We start from the raw sequence: 2,467 nt of genomic DNA on the forward strand, positions 1-2,467 counted from the left end.
ATACTGTGGACCCCGGCTTGAAGATTGCCGGGGTGACGAGTAGGTGGGAATCCATGTTTTTGCCCTTAAGTAATTTAGATTCCTCGTAGAGACATTCAGGAATTACACCTCCTCCGTCATTCCCGAAATCTTTAATCGGGAATCCATGTTTTTGCTTTTTCTTTTTGTCTTTCTATTGGGAACGATAGGGATGTCCCCTCCTATTATTTGGATTCCTGATAGAGACATTCAGGAATGACAGACCACGGGATGATAGAGGCGTTCAGGAATGACGGGCAAGGTGATGGTGGAGGCGTTCAGGAGTGACGACCTCCTCTTTCGTCATGCCTGAAATTTTTTATCAGGCATCCATGCTTTTAAATACTTATAAATACTTATGGACCCCGGCTTGAAGATTGCCGGGGTGACGAACAAGGGGCAATAAATACATTCAGGGACAGACTAAAAACGGCTCGAAAGTCGCCGGGGTGACGAGTAGGTGGAACTCCATGTTTTTGCCCTTAAGTAATTTAGATTCCTCGTAGAGCCATTCAGGAATTACACCTCCTCCGTCATTCCCGAAATCTTTAATCGGGAATCCAAAGGCTTTTACCGAGGAAGACGCTTTTTCTTCCTCGGTTAGTTCTTTGTCTTTTGCATTTTTTGCTTTTATCTTTATGTTTCTTCGGGGGGTTATGAGGGGGTCTTTTCCCCCTCATAGTTGTTTGCAAGGGGGAAAACTTTTCTCTTCTCCAGCGCTGAGGAAACATCACCTCGGCGTGGTTGTTGATGCTGGTGTCCTTGAGCTAATATGGTTAGAAGAGAGGTAAATTTTTCAATCCAGAAGACCCCATGCTCTAGATAAAAAAGCTACTATTTCTTCTATAGTTGGAGGATTTATATTTTCGTGAGCTTCAGGATGGTCAACAGAGTGTAAATGCCATCCTCTCCCCTTATCATAATCAACACCCCAAATTCTCTTTCCTTGCTCAATCAGGGCAAAAGCTACTGTTCCAGTGAGTTCATTAAAATAGACCTGTAAAAACCTCTCCTTCTGGAGAAAGACTCTACCTTTGAGGATAAAAACTTCGGTATGGAAATCAACTTTTTCCACAAATTCAAGATTTGATAGTTCATGCAAAAGGAGAGAGAGAAATTGGCTTATGTCCATTCTTCTTTTAATGATTCATAGTGAGCCTTTAAACTTTCAGCCTCTTCCCATTCCCAGAAGTCCTGTTCTACTTCAAAGGAATAAGAATCCTGGGGTAGGGTTCCTTTTTCCAATCTGATTTTAAATTCATTAAAGTCCATCTTCCATTTATTCTCAAATTCTTTTATCTTCATATCGAGGTCTTTCAACTTCAAATCAATATACTCTTTAAATACCTTCTCCAGGGCATGGTCGATGTCACTAACTTTGGTTGTTTTTATTAACAATTCTCCAAGTTTTGGAGATATAAGAGATATGGTTAGCACCCCCTTTCAGCAAGAGAATGTCTCTTGCCTCAACTTTACCACGTCTGAGCCAAAAACTTTTCTTTTTACCCTCTTGTCCTTTGCTTCCCATCTATCTATGTTCTTTTTATATTATAGCATGCTCATCTACGATAGATTATGGTGCTCTGCAAAACCTGTCATTTAACTATCATTGTGAAGGAAGCTGGAGATTAACCGCTCCTCGTATTTTCTTCTCCCACCCCCGGAGAGAGTGCCCGGGTTCCCTGCCAAACAATCGTTTGGCAGGGTGGGTAAGGGAGGGGGAAAGAAAGGGGTTCTTTTTTTTCTATTTTCCAAAAATTTTTCCCTCCCCCCTATTAACGAATTCAGAAAGAGATGCTATATTATATTTGCCATTGGTTCTGAGGAGCTAAGCTGGAGGATGGAAAAAAGAGCTTCTTTTTGAAAGATGAGAAACTCCAAGCCTTTGCGCGGAAGTCCATCCTGGAGTTTCTCGCCTGCGAGGGCGAGAAAGAAAAGGCTAAAGCTTGTCGGAACCGGTGGCTTTTTTATTTCCTCTTAAACTCTGTAAACTCTGTAAACTCTGTAAACTCTGTAAATCCCTTCTCAGGTTATAGTCTTCTTGTGATTTTCTTGCTTCTCTTTGCAAACTCACCATTCCTGGTGTGGCAGTCTGTTTTTATTTTCTGAGGTAATTTAATAAAGAGATCGCCACGCATGGCAAAATACGCCATGCTCGCGATGACAAAAAAGGAGGGTTTCCTCTCCTCTAATTTAGATTCCTCGTAGAGACATTCAGGAATTACACCTCCTCCGTCATTCCCGAAATTTTTTATCGGGAATCCATATGCTTTTAAATACTTCTGGACCCCGGCTTGAAGATTGCCGGGGTGACGAGTAGGTGGGAATCTATGTTTTTGCCCTTAAGTAATTTTGTGTTTGGCAATATGAATTTGCAGCGTTTCGGAAGTTAATTTTTGCAACACCCTTAATTCCAGAATTAACAGTTCATAGTAGAATGAGGCAAAGG

The 2,467-nt window shown here is 41.5% G+C and carries 2 protein-coding genes; both read right to left on the reverse strand.

Features of this window, described 5'->3' with window-relative positions:
* Positions 1-814: 814 nt before the first annotated feature.
* Positions 815-1,150 (reverse strand): hypothetical protein, encoded by a 336-nt coding sequence (locus GXZ17_RS10285; RefSeq protein ID WP_409377195.1) that lies wholly within the window; start codon positions 1,148-1,150, stop codon positions 815-817.
* Positions 1,141-1,455, reverse strand: coding sequence for a hypothetical protein (locus tag GXZ17_RS10290; protein WP_409377196.1), 315 nt, complete (start codon positions 1,453-1,455; stop codon positions 1,141-1,143). The genes GXZ17_RS10285 and GXZ17_RS10290 overlap by 10 nt, the downstream gene beginning before the upstream one ends.
* Between the last annotated feature and the right edge of the window lie 1,012 nt (positions 1,456-2,467).

Origin of the sequence: Candidatus Sordicultor fermentans (assembly GCF_012728195.1) — a bacterium.
In the GTDB taxonomy this organism is placed as follows: Bacteria; Atribacterota; Atribacteria; order Atribacterales; family Caldatribacteriaceae; genus Sordicultor; species Sordicultor fermentans.

Excerpts from the sequence above, each read along its gene's own strand:
- GXZ17_RS10285 (WP_409377195.1), bottom strand. The coding sequence starts at position 1,150 with ATGGACATAAGCCAATTTCTCTCTCTCCTTTTGCATGAACTATCAAAT.